The 1,053-nt window shown below is 63.1% G+C and carries 1 protein-coding gene; it reads left to right on the forward strand.

Features of this window, described 5'->3' with window-relative positions; genetic code table 11:
• Nucleotides 1–222 precede the first annotated feature (222 nt).
• A partial coding sequence (locus ACFWB8_RS37165) for an IS5 family transposase (protein WP_385237776.1) occupies nucleotides 223–1,053 on the forward strand: 831 nt, incomplete at its 3' end.

Consider the following 1,053-nt stretch of genomic DNA (forward strand, 5'->3'; position numbering starts at 1 on the left):
AGTGGGCATTCAGGGGTGGTTTGTGTCGATAGGCGAGCTATACGATTGCCGCTCTTGAGGTATCTGCCCCATACGTTCATCTCCACGCCCTCCGAGCTGTCGGCCCGGTCGCCCGGTTACTCCGCTTCTCGTGCATGAAGTCCGTCTGGTTTGAAGATGAGGGAGAAACACCCAACCGCAACGGAACGGCTCCGTCCGCCTCGTCCGTGCCGACGCTACGGCGTGAGTCAGCGCAAGCCGTACCCCAGCGACCTGTCCGACGCCCGATGGGCCCTGATCGAGCCGACCCTGACGGCATGGCGGAAAGCCCGGCTCGACCGCCGCCCAACCGGACAGCCGGCGAAAGTCGAACTCCGCGACGTGTTCAACGCGATCCTCTACGTGAACCGCACCGGAATCCCCTGGAAATACGTCCCGCACGACTTCCCCAGCCACGGCACCGTCTACGCCTACTACGCCGCCTGGCGCGACGAGGGAATCTTCACCCAGCTCAATTACGACCTCACCGCGCTGGCCCGCGTGAAGGAAGGCCGCAAGCCCGAACCCACAGGCTCCGTCATCGACACCCAGAGCATCAAGACCTCCACCAACGTGCCCGTGACCAGCCAAGGAACGGACGCCGCCAAGAAGATCGTCGGCCGGAAACGGGGCATCCTCACCGACACGATCGGCCTGATCCTTGCCGTGACGGTCACCGCTGCGAGCCTCTCCGAGAACGCCCTGGGAATACGCCTCCTCAACCAGGCCAAGAAGACCTACCCGACCATCGCGAAAAGCTGGGTCGACACCGGATTCAAGAACGCCGTCGTCGAGCACGGCGCGCAACTCGGAATCGACGTCGAAGTCGTCCACAGAAACCCCGGAGTTCGCGGCTTTCACGTCGTGAAAAGACGCTGGGTAGTAGAGCGCAGTATCGGCTGGATCATGATGCACCGCCGACTCGCCCGCGACTACGAGACCCTCACCACCAGCTCCGAAGCCATGATCCACGTCGCCTCCATCGACAACCTCACCAAGCGCATAACGGACGAGACCACACCAACCTGGCGAGGA

Origin of the sequence: Streptomyces sp. NPDC060031 (genome assembly GCF_042736805.1) — a bacterium.
Classification (GTDB): Bacteria; Actinomycetota; Actinomycetes; order Streptomycetales; family Streptomycetaceae; genus Streptomyces.